16 protein-coding genes are annotated in these 19716 nt (G+C 59.8%); 5 read left to right on the forward strand and 11 right to left on the reverse strand.

Annotated elements, in window-relative coordinates; translation table 11 throughout:
* Window positions 1-12: 12 nt before the first annotated feature.
* From ACCD00_RS10350 to ACCD00_RS10395, 10 genes are all read right to left on the reverse strand, one after another.
* On the reverse strand, window positions 13-1575 hold the full coding sequence (locus ACCD00_RS10350) for a SpoVR family protein (RefSeq protein ID WP_413424158.1): 1563 nt from the start codon (window positions 1573-1575) through the stop codon (window positions 13-15).
* Window positions 1572-2843 carry a YeaH/YhbH family protein gene (locus ACCD00_RS10355; protein WP_413424160.1) on the reverse strand — a complete coding sequence of 424 codons (1272 nt, stop codon included), beginning with the start codon at window positions 2841-2843 and terminating at the stop codon, window positions 1572-1574. Before ACCD00_RS10355 ends, ACCD00_RS10350 begins: the two co-directional genes overlap by 4 nt.
* Window positions 2844-3049: 206 nt before the next feature.
* Window positions 3050-4972, reverse strand: coding sequence for a PrkA family serine protein kinase (locus ACCD00_RS10360; protein WP_008051612.1), 1923 nt, complete (start codon window positions 4970-4972; stop codon window positions 3050-3052).
* A 297-nt stretch (window positions 4973-5269) separates the two neighbouring features.
* Entirely contained in the window at window positions 5270-5599 is a 330-nt protein-coding gene (gene glpE, locus ACCD00_RS10365) for a thiosulfate sulfurtransferase GlpE (RefSeq protein ID WP_413424162.1), read from the reverse strand.
* Between the two features lie 33 nt (window positions 5600-5632).
* Window positions 5633-6514 carry a symmetrical bis(5'-nucleosyl)-tetraphosphatase gene (locus ACCD00_RS10370; RefSeq protein ID WP_413424164.1) on the reverse strand — a complete coding sequence of 294 codons (882 nt, stop codon included), beginning with the start codon at window positions 6512-6514 and terminating at the stop codon, window positions 5633-5635.
* Window positions 6514-6894, reverse strand: coding sequence for a Co2+/Mg2+ efflux protein ApaG (gene apaG / locus ACCD00_RS10375; RefSeq protein ID WP_413424166.1), 381 nt, complete (start codon window positions 6892-6894; stop codon window positions 6514-6516). The genes ACCD00_RS10370 and apaG overlap by 1 nt, the downstream gene beginning before the upstream one ends.
* 115 nt (window positions 6895-7009) lie before the next feature.
* Complete coding sequence (gene rsmA / locus ACCD00_RS10380) at window positions 7010-7828, reverse strand: 16S rRNA (adenine(1518)-N(6)/adenine(1519)-N(6))-dimethyltransferase RsmA (RefSeq protein WP_413424168.1); 819 nt, start codon at window positions 7826-7828, stop codon at window positions 7010-7012.
* Complete coding sequence (gene pdxA, locus ACCD00_RS10385) at window positions 7825-8814, reverse strand: 4-hydroxythreonine-4-phosphate dehydrogenase PdxA (RefSeq protein WP_413424170.1); 990 nt, start codon at window positions 8812-8814, stop codon at window positions 7825-7827. The genes rsmA and pdxA overlap by 4 nt, the downstream gene beginning before the upstream one ends.
* The gene (surA, locus tag ACCD00_RS10390) at window positions 8811-10127 is read right to left on the reverse strand and encodes a peptidylprolyl isomerase SurA (RefSeq protein WP_413424172.1); all 1317 of its coding nucleotides are present in this window, start codon (window positions 10125-10127) and stop codon (window positions 8811-8813) included. Before surA ends, pdxA begins: the two co-directional genes overlap by 4 nt.
* A complete protein-coding gene (locus ACCD00_RS10395; RefSeq protein WP_413424174.1) occupies window positions 10108-12906 on the reverse strand; it encodes an LPS-assembly protein LptD in 2799 nt (932 codons plus the stop codon). Before ACCD00_RS10395 ends, surA begins: the two co-directional genes overlap by 20 nt.
* Before the next feature lie 130 nt (window positions 12907-13036).
* Here ACCD00_RS10395 and ACCD00_RS10400 point away from each other — a divergent pair, with 130 nt between their 5' ends.
* The 3 genes from ACCD00_RS10400 to ACCD00_RS10410 are packed head-to-tail and all read left to right on the forward strand — an operon-like array spanning window position 13037 to window position 15493.
* Window positions 13037-14056 carry an aminoglycoside phosphotransferase family protein gene (locus ACCD00_RS10400; RefSeq protein ID WP_413424176.1) on the forward strand — a complete coding sequence of 340 codons (1020 nt, stop codon included), beginning with the start codon at window positions 13037-13039 and terminating at the stop codon, window positions 14054-14056.
* Window positions 14053-14724, forward strand: coding sequence for an N-acetylmuramate alpha-1-phosphate uridylyltransferase MurU (gene murU / locus ACCD00_RS10405; protein ID WP_413424178.1), 672 nt, complete (start codon window positions 14053-14055; stop codon window positions 14722-14724). The genes ACCD00_RS10400 and murU overlap by 4 nt, the downstream gene beginning before the upstream one ends.
* Before the next feature lies 1 nt (window position 14725).
* Window positions 14726-15493, forward strand: coding sequence for a TerB family tellurite resistance protein (locus ACCD00_RS10410; RefSeq protein WP_413424180.1), 768 nt, complete (start codon window positions 14726-14728; stop codon window positions 15491-15493).
* A gap of 39 nt (window positions 15494-15532) precedes the next feature.
* On the opposite strand, the gene ACCD00_RS10415 is transcribed toward ACCD00_RS10410, so the two are convergent.
* Window positions 15533-16522: an alpha/beta hydrolase family protein gene (locus ACCD00_RS10415; protein WP_413424182.1), complete on the reverse strand. Its 990-nt coding sequence runs from the start codon at window positions 16520-16522 to the stop codon at window positions 15533-15535.
* Window positions 16523-16595: 73 nt separating this feature from the next.
* On the opposite strand from ACCD00_RS10415, the gene ACCD00_RS10420 reads away from it, so the two are divergent.
* Window positions 16596-18992, forward strand: coding sequence for a PAS domain S-box protein (locus tag ACCD00_RS10420; RefSeq protein ID WP_413424184.1), 2397 nt, complete (start codon window positions 16596-16598; stop codon window positions 18990-18992).
* Between the two features lie 46 nt (window positions 18993-19038).
* The gene (locus tag ACCD00_RS10425) at window positions 19039-19692 is read left to right on the forward strand and encodes a response regulator (protein ID WP_413424186.1); all 654 of its coding nucleotides are present in this window, start codon (window positions 19039-19041) and stop codon (window positions 19690-19692) included.
* The last annotated feature ends 24 nt before the right edge of the window (window positions 19693-19716 follow it).

Here is a 19716-nt window from a genome sequence, read left to right on the forward strand (position 1 = left end):
GCCGGAACAGTATCAAAGATGAATGACAGCCAGGTCCAGGCGGCCATAATCGCCTTCGCTGTGCTCGCTTCTGGGTGGAACATGATGGGTTTTCATCACCTGGTCTCCTTGCAGGGTCTCCAGGTGAATGTCGAAGCCCCACAGGCGGTGCAGATGCTTGAGCACTTCCTCGGTGGAGTCTCCCAGCGGTTTGCGGTCGTGTTGCTGGTGACGCAGGGTCAGAGAGCGGTCACCGCGCCGGTCAATGCTGTAGATCTGCACGTTGGGTTCTCGATTGCCCAGGTTGTACTGCGCTGCGAGGGTTTCCCGGATGATGCGGTAGCCGCCTTCGTCGTGAATGGCGGGTACCAGCAGGTCGTCCTTCTGGTCGTCATCGAGAATGCTGAACAGCTTCAGGTCACGGATCACCTTGGGTGACAGGTACTGCAGGATGAAGCTCTCATCCTTGAAGCTGCTCATGGCGAACTTGATGGTCGACAGCCAGTCGGAGCCGGCAATTTCCGGGAACCAGCGGCGATCCTCTTCCGTAGGGTGTTCGCACATGCGCCGGATGTCGCGGTACATGGCAAAACCCAGTGCGTACGGATTGATACCACTGTAGTAGGGGCTATCGAAGCCCGGCTGGAACACTACGCTGGTGTGGGACGTCAGGAACTCCATCATGAAACCGTCGGTGACCAGGCCCTCGTCGTACAGGTCGTTCATCAGGGTGTAATGCCAGAACGTGGCCCAGCCCTCGTTCATCACCTGGGTTTGACGCTGTGGATAAAAATACTGGGCGATCTTGCGCACGATGCGCACGATTTCCCGCTGCCATGGCTCCAGCAGCGGCGCATGTTTTTCGATGAAGTACAGGATGTTTTCCTGAGGTTCGGCGGGAAAGCGTGCGCTGTCCTTGTCGCTGAACTTGTCCGCGCCCTTGGGAATGGTTCGCCACAGATCGTTGATCTGTTTCTGCAAATGCTCTTCCCGGTCCTTTTGCCGGCGGCGCTCTTCTTCCGCGGAGATCGGATACGGGCGTTTGTAGCGGTCGACACCATAGTTCATCAGCGCATGGCAGGAGTCGAGCAAGTCCTCGACTGCGTCGATACCGTGGCGTTCTTCGCATTGCATGATGTACTGCTTGGCAAACACCAGGTAGTCGATAATCGAGCTGGCGTCGGTCCAGGTGCGGAACAGGTAATTGCCTTTGAAAAAGCTGTTGTGGCCGTAGCAGGCATGGGCCACCACCAGCGCCTGCATGCAGATGGTGTTTTCCTCCATCAGGTAGGCGATGCACGGGTCGGAGTTGATCACGATCTCGTACGCCAGACCCATCTGGCCGCGAGTGTAGGATTTTTCAGTACTGAGGAAATGTTTGCCGTAGGACCAGTGGTGATAACCCAGCGGCATACCGACGGAGGCATAGGCGTCCATCATCTGCTCGGCGGTGATTACTTCGATCTGGTTAGGGTACGTATCGAGGGCGTAGCCGGCCGCAATACGACTGATTTCGCGGTCATACGCCTGAATCAGCTCGAACGTCCATTCGGAGCCGGTGGAAATGGGTTGGCGCTTCTGCTCTTTGGCGGTCATGTCACTAACCTGCGCTGGAAGAGTTCACGGAAGACCGGATAGATATCGCCGGCCGAGACCAGTTGTTGCTGGGCAAACGTGTCGGAAAAGGCTTCGGCTATGCGCTCGTATTCGAACCACAGGGCCTGGTGTTCGCGAGGGGTGATCTCAACGTAAGTGTAGTACTGCACGAATGGCATGATCTGGTTGATCAGAATGTCGCGGCAGATCGGAGAGTCGTCGTTCCAGTTGTCGCCGTCGGAGGCCTGGGCGGCGTAGATGTTCCACTCGTTGCTCGGATAACGCTCGGCCATGATCTCCTGCATCAGTTTCAAGGCGCTGGAGACGATGGTGCCACCGGTTTCCCGGGAGTAGAAAAACTCCTCTTCATCCACTTCGCGGGCGCTGGTGTGATGGCGGATGAACACGACGTCGATCTTTTCGTAGTTACGCTTGAGGAACAGGTACAGCAGGATAAAGAAGCGTTTGGCGATGTCCTTGGTCGCCTGGGTCATCGAGCCGGACACGTCCATCAGGCAGAACATCACGGCCTTGGAGCTGGGGTTCGGTTGCTTGATGAGCAAGTTGTACTTGAGGTCGAATGTGTCGAGAAACGGTACGCGGTGAATGCGTGCGCTGAGTTTTTCGATTTCGGCTTCTATTTCCTGAATATCGCCGAAGTTGTCCGGTTCTTCCTGCTTGAGTCGCAGGAGTTCTTCCTTGGCTTCGCGCAGTTTTGCCCGGCTGCTGCCGGACAGGGCGATACGCCGGGCGTGGGCTGAACGCAGGGTGCGGATGATGTTGATCCGCGACGGGTTGCCCTCGTTGCTGATCCCGGCACGTACGGTCTTGAAGGTATCGGTGCCGGTCAGGTTGCGCTTGACCAGGTTTGGCAGTTCGAGATCCTCGAACATGAACTCGAGGAACTCTTCCTGGGTGATCTGGAAGACGAACTCGTCCATCCCTTCACCGGAATTGCCCGCCTTGCCAGGGCCTCGACCACCACCGCCTCCCGGTGGACGGGCGATATGCTCGCCGCTGGTGAACTCCTTGTTGCCCGGGTGCACGATCGTCTGCTTGCCGCCGCGACCGTGGTGAAGCACCGGTTCGTCGATGTCGCGGCCGGGAATGCTGATTTGTTCGCCGTGTTCCATATCGGTAATGGAGCGCCGGCTGACCGCCTCTTCGACAGCCTTTTTAATGTGATCACGGTAGCGCCGCAGAAACCGCTGGCGGTTCACCGTGCTCTTGTTTTTGCCATTGAGACGTCGGTCGATCACATAGCTCATGACTGCTCCTTAGAAGCTGTCCTGAAAGGGGCGAGCGGTGATACAGCATCGAACCGAGAAGCCGAGGGATATTTGAACGCTCCCCCAAGCGCCTTGGATGCTGCCTGAACTCGCTACCGACTTTCGAACACCTTCCAGAGGCCTGTGTATCAGAAAAAGCGCACACAGGTCTCTGGCTGACGACAACCGGTCTGACCGGCAGCGGGTTATTGTGATTTTCTGACCCGCAGGTACCACTCGGACAGCAGTCGTACCTGTTTGTCGGTGTAGCCCCGCTCGACCATCCGTGTGACGAAGTCGTTGTGTTTTTGCTGGTCCTCCTTGCTGGCCTTGGCGTTGAAACTGATGACCGGTAGCAGGTCTTCGGTGTTGGAGAACATTTTCTTCTCGATGACCACCCGCAGTTTTTCGTAGCTGAGCCAGGTCGGATTCTTGCCATTGTTGTTGGCCCGGGCACGCAGGACGAAGTTGACGATTTCGTTGCGGAAGTCCTTCGGATTGCTGATGCCAGCCGGTTTTTCGATTTTCTCCAGTTCTTCGTTCAAGGCTACGCGGTTGAGGATTTCTCCGGTTTCCGGGTCGCGGTATTCCTGGTCCTGGATCCAGAAGTCGGCGTACAGCACATAACGATCGAAGATATTCTGGCCGTACTCGCTGTAGGACTCGAGGTAGGCAGTCTGGATCTCCTTGCCGATGAATTCGATATAGCGCGGTGCCAGGTACTCCTTGAGGAAGCGCAGGTAGCGTTCGCGGGTTTCCGCCTGGAACTGTTCCTGTTCGATCTGTTGTTCCAGTACGTAGAGCAGATGCACCGGGTTGGCGGCGATTTCGTGTGGATCGAAGTTGAACACCTTCGACAGGATCTTGAACGCGAAACGGGTCGATAGGCCGTTCATGCCTTCGTCGACACCCGCATTGTCGCGGTATTCCTGGATCGACTTGGCCTTCGGATCGGTGTCCTTGAGGTTCTCGCCGTCGTACACGCGCATCTTCGAGTAGATGTTGGAGTTTTCCGGCTCCTTGAGGCGCGAGAGCACGGTGAACTGGGCCAGCATCTTCAGGGTGTCGGGCGCGCAATGGGCCTTGGCCAGCGAGCTGTTGAACAAGAGCTTGTCGTAGATCTTCACTTCGTCGCTGACCCGCAGGCAGTACGGCACTTTGACGATGTAGATCCGGTCGATGAAGGCTTCGTTGTTCTTGTTGTTACGGAAGGTGTGCCATTCCGATTCGTTCGAGTGGGCCAGCAGGATCCCGGTAAACGGAATCGCTCCCAGACCTTCGGTACTGTTGTAGTTGCCTTCCTGAGTGGCGGTCAGCAATGGGTGCAGCACCTTGATCGGCGCCTTGAACATTTCGACGAATTCCATCAGGCCCTGGTTGGACCGGCACAGTGCGCCCGAATAGCTGTAGGCGTCGGCGTCGTTTTGCGGGAATTCTTCCAGTTTGCGGATATCGACCTTGCCCACCAGTGCCGAGATGTCCTGGTTGTTTTCATCGCCAGGTTCGGTCTTGGCCACGGCGATCTGGTTGAGGATCGACGGGTAGAGTTTCACCACGCGGAACTGACTGATGTCGCCACCGAACTCGGCCAGGCGCTTGGTCGCCCATGGCGACATGATGGTGTTGAGGTAGCGCCGTGGAATGCCAAAGTCTTCCTCGAGGATCGCTCCATCTTCAGTGGAGTTGAACAGACCCAGGGGGGACTCGAAAACCGGCGAGCCCTTGATCGCATAAAAGGGCACTTTTTCCATCAGTTGCTTGAGCTTTTCGGCCAGGGAGGATTTACCGCCACCGACAGGGCCGAGCAGGTACAGGATCTGTTTCTTCTCTTCCAGGCCCTGAGCGGCATGGCGGAAATACGACACGATCTGGTCGATGCATTCTTCCATCCCGTGGAAGTCTTCAAAGGCCGGATAACGGCGTATCACCTTGTTGGAGAAGATGCGTGACAGTCTCGAGTTGGTCGAGGTGTCGAGCAGTTCCGGTTCACCGATGGCCAGCAGTAGACGCTCGGCGGCGGAAACGTAGGCGCTGCGGTCCTTTTTGCACAGCTCAAGATACTCTTGCAGAGAGAGTTCTTCCTGGCGTGTGGACTCGAAGCGTTGTTGGAAGTGGCTAAAGATACTCATGACGTCACCTCGCTCGATACGTGGAGCCGACGCCGGATCACTCAGTCGATGCTGGCAGCAACCGAACAGGCGATTGCTGTTTACCCCCCAGAACTCTCCCGGAGCTGACTACTCCGAAAGCTACTCCCGATGACCCGTGCGCCGGTGTACCGGCTCTCCCCTGTTTTGGATGGCCTGGGCTTAAGGATAGTTGGGAATTCGGGAGGTAAAGGCAAGATACGTAATTAGTTGTGGCAGACCGTTCGTCTGCCACCGCGCTAGCCCGCGGGAGCCGGGGCCTGCAACGTTACAAAAAAATTATTCGGAGGTGCCTTGCGCCGTTTCCGCAGGAAAGGTCGTACGCCACAACTCGAATCCGCCGTCCATGCTGTAGACGTCGGAAAAGCCTTGGCTGATCAGGTAGGCGGCCGCGCCCTGGCTGGAATTGCCGTGGTAGCAGACCACTACGGTCGGTGCATCGAGGTCGGCGCCCTGGATGAAAGCGTGCAGGGAATGATTGTCCAGATGCTTCGAGCCTGCGATGTGCAGGGCGGCAAAAGTGGCCGGGTCGCGGACGTCGACCACTACTGCGCCTTGTTCGCGCAGGGCCTGAGCCTGTTCGGGGGGGATACGTTTGAATTCGCTCATGGCGGGCTCCTGTGGCTCGGCAGAATGGGCAGTCTAGCGCGGGGCGCTGGCTGGCGATGATTGTGGAATGGATGAGGCGACTGGCGGCACGGCATGACCGTGTTCGTCGCATTTGCAGGACAGGCGCTCAAAGTTGTCGACGTTCATCAGGGTCAGGGCGCCGCCCCAGACGCAACCGGTGTCGAGGGCCGAGATACCCGGCTCGTCGCACTTGCCTTCCAGTGCCGCCCAGTGACCAAAGAGGATTTTCACATCCCTGGTCTTGCGTTCCTTGTGCTGGAACCAGGGCTTGTAGCCAGGTGGTGCAGTACCGAGGCCTTCCTTGCTCTTGAGGTCGAGTTTGCCTTCGGCAGTGCAAAAACGCATGCGGGTGAAATAGTTGGTGATCACCCGCAGGCGCGTGACGCCTTTGAGGTCGTTGTCCCATTTCGCCGGATCGTTGCCATACATGCCATCGAGGTAGGGCGGCAACAGGTTGTCGTCGCGCAAGGCAGTCTCGACTTCGGCAGCACATTTCAAGGCTTTGCGCAGCGACCACTGGGGTGGAATGCCGGCATGGACCAGTGCGACGTTGCGCTGTTCGTCGTAGTGCATGAGCTTTTGCTGGCGCAGCCATTCGAGCAGCTCGGCACTATCTGGCGCTTCGATGATCTCGCGCAGGGTATCGGCCTTCTTCAGGCGTTCGATGTTGCGTCCGGCCGCCAGCAGGTGCAGGTCGTGGTTGCCGAGCACGCACACCAGCGATTCGCGGATGCTAAAGAGGAAGCGCAGGGTTTCCAGAGATTGCGGGCCGCGGTTGACCAGGTCGCCCACCAGCCACAGGCGATCCCGTTGTGGGTCGAACGCAACTTGTTTGAGCAGGCATTGCAGGGCTTGAAGGCAGCCTTGCAGGTCACCGACCGCGTACGTTGCCATCAGTGCAGGGCTCCGGGCACCGCCAGGCGGAAGGGCGCGATGATGGCATCGAAATGTTTGCCGTCGTCGGAAAGCATCTGATAGGTGCCTTGCATGGTGCCGACCTTGGTGGTCATGACCGTGCCGCTGCTGTAGGTGTGGCTCTTGCCGGGGTCGATCAACGGCTGCTGGCCTACCACGCCTGCGCCGCGCACTTCTTCGACATGCCCGTCACCATCGGTGATGACCCAGTGCCGTGAAAGCAGTTTGACGGGTTTTTCGCCATTGTTTTGCACGGTGATGGTGTAGGCAAAGGCAAAGCGGTCGTGCTCGGGTTGCGATTGGTCTGCCAGATAGCGGGTGACGACGCTGACGTCGACCTGATAACGAGGATCGGACATGCAAGGGGCCTTAAAAACGAAGCGGGACGCGGGGCGTAGCTGATGGAGTTCAGTCTAGGCCAAGTATCGGGTAGTAGACCAGAGTGGCGTCCTACCCGATAGCGTTCATCGCCTGTCAGTCAGCGGCGGGCTTTAGTGTTGCTTGTTCACTGAGCTTATCGGCCAGGCGCACGAAGGCGGCCAGGTCGAGTTGCTCGGGGCGCAGGCTGCCATCGACGCCGGCGGCTTCGATTTCGGCATTGCTCAGCAGCAGCTTGAGGGTGTTGCGCAGGGTTTTGCGGCGCTGGTTGAACGCTTCGCGAACGACGCGCTCCAGCAGGCGGTGATCCTTGGCCGGGTGCGGCAGTACCGCGTGAGGCACCAGGCGCACGATGGCCGAGTCGACTTTCGGCGGCGGGTTGAACGCGCCCGGGCCGACGTTGAACAGGTGCTCGACCCGGCAGTGGTACTGAACCATGATCGACAGGCGGCCCCAGTCACCACCACCCGGGCCGGCAGCCAGGCGCTCGACCACTTCCTTTTGCAGCATGAAATGCATGTCACGGATCAGGTGCGAGTTGTGCAAGAGGTGAAAAATCAGCGGCGTGGAGATGTTGTACGGCAGGTTGCCGACCACCCGCAGGCTGCCTGGCGCGGCATTCAGGCTGTTGAAGTCGAACTTCAGTGCATCGCCCTGATGCAGGTTGAAGTTGCTCTTGCCGGCAAACTGCTGGTTGAGGATCGGGATCAGGTCCTTGTCCAGTTCCACCACGTCGAGTTGCGCGCCGCTGCTGAGCAGGCCTTGGGTCAGTGCACCCTGGCCCGGGCCGATTTCCAGCAGGCGGTCTTCTGCCTTGGCATGAATGGAACGCAGGATGCGGTCGATAACGCCGGCATCGTGCAGGAAGTTCTGGCCAAAGCGTTTGCGCGCCTTGTGTTGGTAGTGCTCGGTCATAAACGGGTCTCGGCCATCTGGTAGGCGGTTTCCAGGGCGACTTGCAGGCTGCCGGTGTCGATCTTGCCGCTGCCGGCCAGGTCCAGGGCTGTGCCGTGGTCGACCGAAGTGCGGATGATCGGCAGGCCGAGGGTCACGTTGACTGCCGCGCCGAAGCCTTTGTATTTCAGCACCGGCAGGCCCTGGTCGTGGTACATCGCCAGCACCGCGTCGCAGTGCTCCAGATATTTGGGGGTAAACAGAGTGTCGGCGGGCAGGGGGCCTCGAAGGTCCATGCCCTCGCCGCGCAAGCGCTCTAATGTGGGTTCGATGATATCGATTTCTTCATGGCCCAGGTGTCCGCCTTCGCCGGCGTGGGGGTTGAGCCCGCAGACCAGGATGCGTGGCCGGGCGATGCCGAATTTGTTTTGCAGGTCGGCGTGCAGGATTCGCGTGACGCGTTCCAGGCGCTCCGGCGTGATTGCATCGGCAATCTCGCGAAGGGGCAGGTGAGTGGTCACCAGGGCCACCCGCAAGCCGCGTGTGGCCAGCATCATCACCACTTGCGCCGTGTGAGTCAGGTCGGCGAGGAATTCCGTGTGCCCGGAGAAGGCGATACCGGATTCGTTGATCACGCCTTTGTGCACCGGCGCGGTGATCATGCCGGCAAAGTCCCCGTTCAGGCAGCCTTGACCGGCCCGGGTCAGGGTTTCCAGAACGAAGGCAGCGTTGGCCTTGTCCAGTTGCCCGGCGACGACCTTGGCATTGAGCGGTGTATCCCAGACATACAGGCTGTTGGCTGGCGCGGGTGCATCCGGCCAGTTGTCCGGCGCGACCGGCAGCAAGTCGACAGCCACGCCCAGTTGCGCGGCCCGCTCAATGAGCAGGTCGCGGCTGGTAATGGCAATCAGGGGGTGGGGCTGTGCTTGCGAGGCGAGCAGCAGGCACAGGTCGGGACCTATGCCGGCTGGTTCACCGGGTGTCAGCGCGAAACGTTGCGGTTTCACTGCGCTGCCTGGTCGGCGCCAGGGAGTTTGATTTCCACGTACGCTTCGTCACGGATCTGACGCAGCCAGGTTTGCAGCTCTTCGTCGTATTTGCGGTTACGCAGAACGGTCATTGCTTGCTGCTCGCGGGCCTGTGTGGTGCTGTCGGTGGCGCGACGACCAAGAACTTCCAGGACGTGCCAGCCGTATTGAGTCTGGAACGGCTTGGACAGCTGACCTTGCGGGGTCTTGGCCATCACTTCGCGGAACTCGGGCACCAGTGCGTTCGGGTCGATCCAGTTCAGGTCGCCGCCGTTGAGGGCGGAGCCCGGGTCTTCCGAGTAGCTTTTCGCCAGTTCGCCGAAGTCTTCGCCAGCCTCGATACGGCTGTAGAGCGACTGGGCCAGGGCCTTGGTTTTCGCTTCGTCGCGGATCGGGCTTGGTTTGACCAGGATGTGGCGCACATGCACTTCATCGCGCATCTGGGTCTCGCCGCCACGCTTGCCGAGGATCTTCAGGATAATGAAGCCGCCTGGCGTGCGCATTGGCTGGGTGACGTCACCCACTGGCATGGTGCTCAACAGGCGATCGAACGGCGGTGGCAGTTGAGCGGCCTTACGCCAGCCCATGTCGCCACCTTCCAGAGCGGTTTCGCTGGCGGACTTGGCGATTGCCAACTGACCGAAGTCAGCGCCTTGCTTGAGCTGCTGGTAAATCGCATCGGCCTGTTTGGCTGCATTCTGAATCGCGTCGGAGTTGGCGCTTTCCGGTGTAGGAATCAGGATGTTGGCCAGATGGAACTCTTCGGACAGCTGCATTTTGCCCAGGTCGGAGGCCAGGAAGTTCTTCACTTCCTGCTCAGAGACCTGAATGCGCTCGGCAACCCGACGCTGACGTACACGGCTGATGACCATTTCGCGGCGAATCTGCTCGCGTGCGTCGTCATAAGACAGGCCGTCGCGAGTCAGGGCGGCGCGGAATTGCTCGACCGACATGTTGTTGCGCTGGGCAATGGTGCCGACCGCCTGGTTCAACTCTTCATCGGTAATGCGGATACCGGAGCGCTCGCCGATCTGCAGTTGCAGGTTTTCGACAATCAGGCGCTCAAGTACCTGCTGCTCCAGCACGCTGGCCGGCGGCACGGCGGAACCACGCTTGGCAATGGTTTGCTGAACTTCACGAACGCGATGGTCCAGTTGGCTCTGCATGACCACGTCGTTGTCGACGATGGCCACCACTTTATCGATGGACTGTACGGCGGCACCGGCCGCCGTACTCAGGAACAGCGCGCCCAGCATCAGCGGGCGCAGACAATCAGAAAGCTTGGTCTTCACGTTCACGATAACCTTGAATGCCTTTGTCGAGGAAGCTCTCTACCTTGGCGCCAGTCAGGCCGCCGAGTCCCTTCAGAACAATTTGGAGGAAGACGCCATGGTCGCCTTTTTCGTTTTGCGGTGCTTCCTGACTGAACTCGTCATAGGAAACAAAGTAACGGTTGATCAGGCGCAGTTTCCAGCAGCAGTTGTCGTACTCAAAGCCACCGAAGGCTTCCAGGGTACGGCTGCGGTTGTAGTCATACTGCCAGCGGCTGATGGCGTTCCATTGCGGCACGATCGGCCAGATCACCGAGAAGTCGTGCTGTTTGATCTTGTAGTAATCCTTCACAAAACCAGGCTGGCCGGGGACGCCGTAATCGCCCCCACCCACGGTCCACTTACCAGTGTTCTGGTCATAACGGACCTGGTCATTTCGATAGCGATAGCCGGCGTTGATGACCTTGTTCGGGTTGTCTTCAGGTTGGTAGTGAAACATCGCGCTGCCCGAACGAGGGCTGCGGCTGTCCGGGTCCCAGTTATAGTCGGCCGTGGTGCGCCAATCTCGGTTCCAGCGGTATTCGTATTCCAGTGCGTACGGCGAAACGTTGGCTTGCGTATCCTTGCGGGTCTTGGCATCGATACCCGGCAACTGAACTTCGCGGTCCTTGAAGTACATGGCCTGACCGACGCTGACACGTTGACGTTCGAAACCGTTGTCTTCGATCCACCGACTGGTCACACCCAGGGACAGTTTGTTCTCGTCGCCGACACGGTCGGAGCCGGAGAAGCGGTTGTCACGGAACAGCGACGTGTAGTTGAAGGTGGATTCGCTGGTGTCGAATACCGGGATATCTTCCTGGTCGACTTCAGGCACGTACAGGTAGAACAGGCGCGGCTCGAGGGTCTGGCGGTAGTTCTTGCCGAAATACTGGGTATTGCGATCGAAGTACAGGCCGCTGTCGATGCTGGCGATTGGTACGCCGCGGTTCTGGTTGCTGTCGAACGTTCCCAGGAGCTTGTCCTGTTCTGCGGTCTGATTGGCAATCTGACCTTTGCCAGTGCTGTCCAGGTCCAGTTGGTACTGGGTGTACTGGTACTTGAGCTTCGGTGTCAGGAAACCGTACGTCGTGTTCATCGGCAAGCTGATGGCGGGCGCGAGATTCAGGCGGTCACCCGTGGCGCGTGCCAGACCTACAACGTTGGTGTCCAGGCGTGGGGTTACAACACCGTCTTCATCGGAGTAATTGCCGTTCTGCAGATCCCGGTCAAACCGCACGATTTCGGTGTTGTACGAAAAACTCAGACCGTTCGGATGATACGGCAGTGCACCATCAAAGGTGATCTGCGGTAAGCGGTCATACGGCGTAATGTTCGACACGGTCGCCAGCTGATAAGCCTGAGCATTCACGCGAGCCACATAGCTGTCGCCACGATAGCTGACGGAACCCTGCTGGTTCACGAAGTCAGCACTTTTCACGCCGATCTGGTCAGTTTGCAGATCCTGGAAGTAATACGGATCGCTGATTTTGGTGTAGTCGACTTGTGTGTAGACACGTGAGTCGAGGCCACCCTTGTGCTGCCAGTTGTACATGTAGCGGGTTTTTTCGGCGTCGGACTGCTTGTCGCGCTCGTCGCTTTCGTCGTTGAGGTACGACGCACCGAACTGGCCTTCGCTGGACTTGGTCAGGTAGCGGAATTCGCCTTCCATCAACAAGCCGTGCTTTTCCATGTAGCGCGGGTACAACGTGGCATCGTAGTTCGGCGCCAGGTTGAAGTAGTACGGGGTAACCAGCATGAAGCCAGTATCGCTGCCGGTGCCGATGCTCGGCGGCAGGAAGCCGGACTGACGACGGTCGTCGATCGGGAAATAGATGTACGGCGTGTACAGGACCGGAATGTCCTTGACCCGCAGCGTCACGTTGGTCGCCGTACCGAAACCGGTGGCCGGGTTAAGGGTGATGTTGTTGCCCTTGAGCTGCCAGGCGTTGCTGTTCGGTTCGCACGTGGTGTACGTACCATCCTTGAGGCGGATGATCGCGTTCTCGGCACGCTTGGCGTACAACGCATTACCGCGGATGCGCGATTTGTGCATCACGTATTCGGCGTTGTCGACCTTGGCTTCACCGGTGTCGAGCTGCACATCGGCGTGGTCGCCGACGATCAGGGCGCCGTTGTCGCGAATGCGCACGTTGCCGTTCAGGTCGCCACGGCTCTCGGCCTGGTACAGGTTGGCTTCGTCGGCTTCGACCTGCATGCTGCCCTGACGCATGACAACGTCGCCGGCCAGGGTCGCAACCTGCTCATCCTGCTTATAGCGGGAGGCTTTTGCGCCGATAAAGGTTGGAGCGTCACTTTTATTCGTCTTGTCATTCATGCCAGGACGAATCGGTTCGACATAGGAACCAGAGCAATAAGGACCGGTTTCGGCCAATTGTGCGGCGGTGAGCTGCTCGCGGGGAACCCAGTCGAGGTGACTGTAGTCTGCGCTACGCGACTTCAGGCCACGGCCTTTGGATTCGGTGACCAGCACTGGCTTGGCGCCGGTGTCTTCGCTGGAACCGTTCTCGGCCGGGGTTTCGCCGGTAGCGGAGACTGCGCTGCCCTCATGGACGGGACGCGGTGGCAATGCAGCCGCCGGCGTCTTTGGCGCGCAGTCCCAGGAACCCGAAGCAGAGACTGAGCAGTCAAACTGTTCCGCAGCGACCACGTAGGAAGTGGCAAGGGGTTGCAGCGCCAGCAAACTGCCGGTAACCAACAACGGAAATTTTTTACGAAACGCGGGGGATTTCAATGCCATCTTATTAGTCCGGGCTTCCTGCGTGCCATCTGCCCGCGGTGTGGGCCGCACGCCTCTCGATGGTCTGAAAAAGATGCTGGATAATAAAGCATGACCCGCTTGACGGCTAGCGCCGTCGGAGACCCTTGCAATGCCTGATCAAGATGTACGCTTGCAACACCTGAAAGTTTGGCTCGATGAGCAATTGACAACCCTTTTTGCCGAGCAGGGTTGGGGCACAGTCCCCCCGGCCACGTTGACTGCGGCCAGTAGCGACGCGAGTTTCCGGCGGTATTTCCGCTGGGAAGGCGATGGCAGAAGTTTCATCGTGATGGACGCGCCGCCGCCCCAGGAAAATTGCAAACCCTTCGTGGATATCGCCTTTTTGCTGGCGAAATCCGGAATAAACGTGCCGAAAATTTATGCCGAAGACCTCGAGCGCGGTTTTCTTTTGCTCAATGACCTGGGCAACAAGACCTATCTGGACGTCATCGACAGCGAAAACGCCGATGATTTGTTCGAGGATGCCCTGCAAGCATTGCTGGCTTTCCAGCAGTTGCCGATGGTTGCGCCGCTGCCGAGCTATGACGTGGCGTTGCTGCGACGTGAACTGGAACTGTTCCCCGAGTGGTACGTGAAGCGCGAATTGGGTATCGAGTTCGACGCGGCGCAGCAAGTACTCTGGCAGCAGGTCAGCGATCTGTTGATCGACAGCGCCCTGGCACAACCCAAAGTTCTGGTGCATCGCGACTACATGCCGCGCAACCTGATGCTCAGCGAGCCCAATCCCGGCGTGCTGGATTTCCAGGATGCGGTGTATGGCCCGGTGACCTACGACGTGACCTGCCTGTTCAAAGACGCTTTCCTCAGCTGGCCCGAGGAACGAGTGCATGGCTGGCTCGAAAGCTACTGGCGGCGGGCGGGCGCCCTCGGTATTCCGGTTCAACCCGGGTTCGAGGACTTCCTGCGTGCCAGTGACCTGATGGGTGTGCAGCGGCACCTGAAAGTGATCGGCATCTTCGCCCGTATCTGTCATCGCGACGGTAAACCGCGCTATCTGGGCGATGTGCCGCGTTTCTTTGCCTATATAGATGCAGTGATCGCTCGCCGTCCTGAACTGGCCGAGCTGGATGTGCTGTTGGCCAGTCTGCGTGCCGGAGTGACAGCATGAAGGCAATGATTCTGGCCGCGGGCAAAGGCGAGCGCATGCGCCCCTTGACCCTGACCACCCCCAAACCGCTGGTTCGTGCCGGCGGGGTGCCGCTGATCGAGTATCACCTGCGTGCGCTGGCGGCTGCAGGGTTTACCGAGATCGTGATCAACCATGCCTGGCTCGGTCAGCAGATCGAAGACTATCTTGGCGATGGATCTCGCTATGGCGTGAGCATCCGGTACTCGGCGGAAGGTGAGCCCCTGGAGACCGGCGGCGGGATTTTTCGCGCATTGCCGTTGTTGGGGGATGAAGCGTTTGTCGTGGTCAACGGCGACATCTGGACCGATTACGACTTCAGCGTGTTGCACCAGCCCATCGTCGGGCTAGCTCATTTGATTTTGGCGGACAATCCGGCGCATCACCCGAGCGGGGATTTCACCCTGGTCGATGGCCATGTGCAGGATAGTCAGCCGGATACATCAACCCTGACCTACAGCGGCATCGCCGTGTTGCATCCGCAGCTGTTCGACGGTTGCGCCGCGGGTGCCTTCAAGCTCGCGCCGCTGTTGCGTAAAGCCATGGCTGACGGCCAAGTGACCGGCGAGCAACTGAAAGGGCACTGGGTCGATGTCGGCACCCACGAGCGTCTGGCCGAAGTTGAATCATTAATAGAAGCGAGCCGCTGACATGCTGTGGCCAGGGACTCTGATTGGAGCCGGAGCAGGCTATGCCATAGCCAGCATTCCGGGGGCCTTGCTCGGCGCGTTGTTGGGGCAGGCGCTGGACCGGCGCCTGCACCTGCAGAGCTGGGGGCACTTGCGGGAAAAGCTGGGCGGTCGCCCGGTGTTGCGTAACGATGAATTGCTGTTTGTCCTGTTGGGGCGCCTGGCCAAGTGCGACGGCCAGGTGACGGCCGGGCACATCGATCAGGCCCGAGCGGAAATGCGCGCGCTGGACATGCCCGAGTCGGCCCGGCGTCGTGCGATTGCCGCGTTCAATCGCGGCAAGTCGGGCCGCGACCGGCTTCGCGGTTATCTGCGTCGCCTGAGTGCCCAACCCCATGCGGCGGAAGGTGTGTTGCGCGCCTGCTGGCGAATGGTGTGGGCCGATGGTCGTGCCGGCAGCAGTGAGCGTGAATTGATCGGCCAATGGGGCAAGTGGCTGGGCTGGACGCCCCATCAGGTGCAGGCACTGGCTCACGACTATGAGCCGCAGAAGCGGCCATTGGCCAACAACGTACCAAGTTATCAGGATGCGTTAAGGCTTCTGGGGGTGTCGGCCACCACTGAACCGGCACAGATCAAGCGTGCTTACCGGCGCCTGCTCAGTCGCCATCATCCGGACAAGATTGCCGGCAGTGGCGCGACGGCGACGCAGGTTCGTGAGGCCACCGAGCGAACGCGTGAACTGCACAACGCCTATACGCTGATTCGGGAGCGGCGCGATTTTCGCTAGCTCTGGCTGAGGTGTTGTTTGTGATGGCGCCTCGGTCTGTCAGTCCGCCGGGGGCTGCGGATTCAACCAGCCCCGCACCCGCCGGAAAAGTTGCTCCTGTTCTGCCTTGGTATCCGGCAACGCCTTGAGCGCGACCTGGCTGAATGCCGATGACTTCAAGCGCTTGCTGGCTTGCAGGCGTTCCAGTGCCGCGTTGCGGTCCGGCGCTTTGTCTTTGTAGTAAATATCGGCGGTCGGCAGTTTCAGGGTCGAGGTCAGTTCCGTCAGCTCGGGCTTCACTGTCACCGGTGTCCGGGCGGCAACCATCACCAGCTTTTCGACTTGCGACGGCTGCTTCTCGCTCAGGTAGCGCGCGGCCCAATAAGCACCGGTGCCGTGCCCCAACACCACGATGCTGCGGGCGTTTTGCTGTTCGGCGAAGGCGAGCGCGGCGTCGATCCGGGCGAAGATGCGCTCGGCATCTGCCCTGGATTGTTCTTCGGTGGTTTCGGCGACGGCCTTGTCGGTCACTTCGGCCTCACCACCGGCCGCCTGCTCGATGGGGGCAGCGGTGGTCGAGTCTTTACTGCCGGTTTCGGGAGCCTTGGGAGCCGGCGCTGCTTCCACGATTCGTGGCGCAATGGCATCGCTTTGCAGGTCCGGCAAGGTGATACTCAGGCTGCTCCATTCGGCGTCCGGCAATTTGCGCCGCAAAGGACCGACCGCTTGCGGCCAGTCAACGGTTTCGCCGGCGCCCGGGATGATAATCACCGCACCTTTGGGTTCGGCGGTATTGGCCGGTTTCCACAAGGCCAGAAACGTGTCGGTGCCCGCTTGCAGTTGTTGCTGTTCCAGAGCCGGGACTTTTCGCTCAAGTGCAGTCGCTTCTTCCTGACTACGCTCAGGCAGCGGCTGACGTTCGAGTGGTTTTGCTTCGGCAGTTTTTTCTGCTGCGCCAGGTGCCGGGTCGGCCGCCTCGACGGAAAAAGCGCAAGGCAGGATCAGCGACAGGCACAATGCTGGCAGTGCCAGGCGGTAGACAGGGGGCATTGGATATTCCAGGCCAGAAGTTGTTCCGGCAGCCTAATGGGTTGGTGAGTATTTGTCTGTGTGTGAGAGTTCAATGATGCGTTTTCGCTGCCTGTGGGTTATCGGCTGTTTGTGGTTTCCCTTGATGGGTTGGGCGGCGCCCGCGCCCCCGGCGCATGTTGCGCAGCTGACCCCGAAACAACAGCACTGGCTGACGCAGCAGAGCGAGTTGCGGGTCGGTCTGGTGTTGCAGGCGCCCTATGCGCAATACGATCGCCGCTTGCAGCGCCTGTCCGGGGTGAATGTCGATTTGATGAAGTGGCTGGCAAAGACCCTCAACGTCGAACTGAGCTGGCGCAACTTTCCCGACCTTGAACAATTGGAAGCCGCGGCCCGCGAGGGCGAAATCGACATCGCCCCGGGGCTGACCCAAACCCCTGGCGGGTTGCGCCTCTGGCAGTTTTCCGACCCCTACATGCGGGTGCCGCAACTGGTGGTCAGCGACCAGAAAAGCGCCGGCGCGGTCGAGCTGGAAAAGCTCGACAACCAGACCCGCGTTGCTGTGCGCATGCCCAGCGCCATCGCTGATTACCTGCACGGCAACTATCCGCACCTGAACCTGCAAGGCGTCCCGATGGAGCGCCAGGCATTACAGTTGCTGACGGGCCAGCAGGCGGCTTATGCGGTGGTCGATGAGGCGCAATTGGGGCGCCTGTCCGTCGAGCCGGAGTTCGCCGGGTTGGTGGTGGTCGGGGATGTCGGCCTGCCGCAGCTGCTGCGGGTAGCCACGCGCCGCGACAAGCCGGAACTGGCGGGCATCGTCGAAAGTGCATTGCGGGCGATCCCGGCCAAGGATCTGGAACAACTGCACAATCAATGGCTGCAACCCAAGTATCCGCGGCTCACCGAGTCCCCCGGGTTCTGGCAAAACCTCTGCCTGTTACTGGTCGTGCTGACGATGAGCTGCATGGCTATCGTGTTCTGGCAGCGCCGCCAGCAGCACAACCTGGAGCAACGCTTGATGGCCGCGCAGGAAGACATTGCCTTGCGTGCGGCCAGCGAAGAGGCGCTGCGGCTCACCCAGTTTTCCATTGACCAAAGCACCGTCGGCATCCTCTGGGTCAACTGGGACAGCCACGTGCGCTATGCCAACCGCGCGGCGGAAAGCATGCTCGGCTATCCACCCGGCGGGATCATCGATCGGCCCTTGATCGATTTCGAACCCGGTCTGCACATGGACCGCTGGCTCAATCTGTGGAAGCGCGCCAGGGCCAGTGAAGAGGGCCCGCAAAGCTTCGAAACCAACTGTGTGCGCGCCGACGGCAGCACTCTGCCGGCCGATGTCTCGTTGAGCTTTCTGCGCTTTCGCGATGGCGAATACCTGGTGGTCTACCTCAACGACGTCACCGAGCGGCGCCGCGCCCTGGCCGCCTTGCAGGAAAGCGAGGCGCGGCTGCAGGGTATCGCCGCCAACGTTCCGGGCCTGGTTTTCCGACTGGAGCGGGCGCCGGTGACCGGTCAGATCGACTTTGCCTACATCAGCGAAGGCAGTGAAAGCCTGGTGGGTTACTCGCCGGCCACGCTGGCGCATCGCGATAAAGGCCTGCGCAGCCTGGTGCATCCGGATGACAAGGCCAGCTATCACCAGACCCAGGATCATGCGCTGGATACCGACAGTGACTGGTCGTGGCAAGGGCGGATCCTCACCCGTCAGGGCGAGCAGCGCTGGGCGGAAATCAAGGCCATCACGCGTCAGCTGGAAGACGGCGCCTATGTCTGGGACGGGATCGTCTGGGACATCAGCGAGAGCAAGCGCATCGAACTTGAACTGGCCAGCTCCCGGGAACAACTGCGTGAGTTGTCCGCGCACCTGGAAAGCGTGCGCGAAGAAGAAAAGGCGCGCATCGCCCGGGAAGTTCACGATGAACTGGGTCAGATGCTGACGGTGCTCAAGCTGGAAACCTCCATGTGTGAACTGGCTTACGCGCAACTCGATCCGGGCCTCAACGAACGCCTGGGCAGCATGAAGCGCCTGATCGCTCAACTCTTCCAATTGGTTCGCGACGTGGCGACCGCATTGCGCCCGCCGATTCTCGACGCCGGCATTGCCTCGGCTATTGAATGGCAGGCCCGACGATTCGAGGCGCGTACGCAGATTCCGTGTCTGGTGCAGGTGCCGGATAATCTGCCGGTGCTCAGTGACGCCAAGGCCATTGGCCTGTTCCGGATCCTTCAGGAAGCGTTGACCAATGTCATGCGGCATGCCCAGGCGCATACTGTTGAACTGACGCTGACGCTGGAAGGCGACGAGTTGTGTCTGACGGTCAGCGATGATGGCGTAGGATTTGTCGCTGCGCCTGGCAGGCCAACGTCCTTTGGGATTGTCGGAATGCGCGAGCGGGTGTTGATCATGGGGGGTGAGTTATCCCTTGAGAGTGAGCCGGGTGAAGGCACGACCCTGAGTGTGCGCGTTCCGCTGGATGCAGCCTGAACAGGTTGTGTTGACTGTACCGACGCTTTCGCGGGCTTGCTCGCGAATGATCTTGAAACTGGAGAAAAACGTGATCCGTGTACTGGTAGCCGAAGACCACACCATCGTCCGTGAAGGCATCAAGCAGCTGATTGGCCTGGCCAAGGACTTGCTGGTGGTGGGGGAGGCGAGCAACGGCGAGCAGTTGCTCGACACCTTGCGTCATGTGCCCTGCGAAGTGGTGTTGCTGGACATCTCCATGCCGGGCGTCAATGGCCTGGAAGCCATTCCGCGAATTCGCGCCCTGAACAATCCGCCGGCGATCCTGGTGTTGTCGATGCACGACGAAGCACAGATGGCCGCCCGGGCGCTGAAGGTCGGGGCCGCCGGTTATGCAACCAAGGACAGCGATCCGGCACTGTTGCTGACGGCCATTCGCAAAGTGGCGTCAGGCGGGCGTTACATCGACCCGGAACTGGCCGACCGCATGGTCTTCGAGGTCGGCCTGACCGACTCGCGTCCATTGCATTCGTTGCTCTCCGAGCGCGAATTCTCCGTGTTCGAACGCCTGGCCCAGGGTGCCAACGTCAACGACATTGCCCAGCAGCTGGCACTGAGCAGCAAGACCATCAGCACCCACAAGGCGCGGCTGATGCAGAAGCTCAACATCACCTCGTTGGCGGAGCTGGTGAAGTACGCGATGGAACACAAACTCCTCTAAACCACACCAAAATCCAGTGTGGGA

This window comes from Pseudomonas sp. Pseusp3, assembly GCF_047304225.1.
GTDB classification, from domain to species: Bacteria; Pseudomonadota; Gammaproteobacteria; order Pseudomonadales; family Pseudomonadaceae; genus Aquipseudomonas; species Aquipseudomonas fluorescens_CD.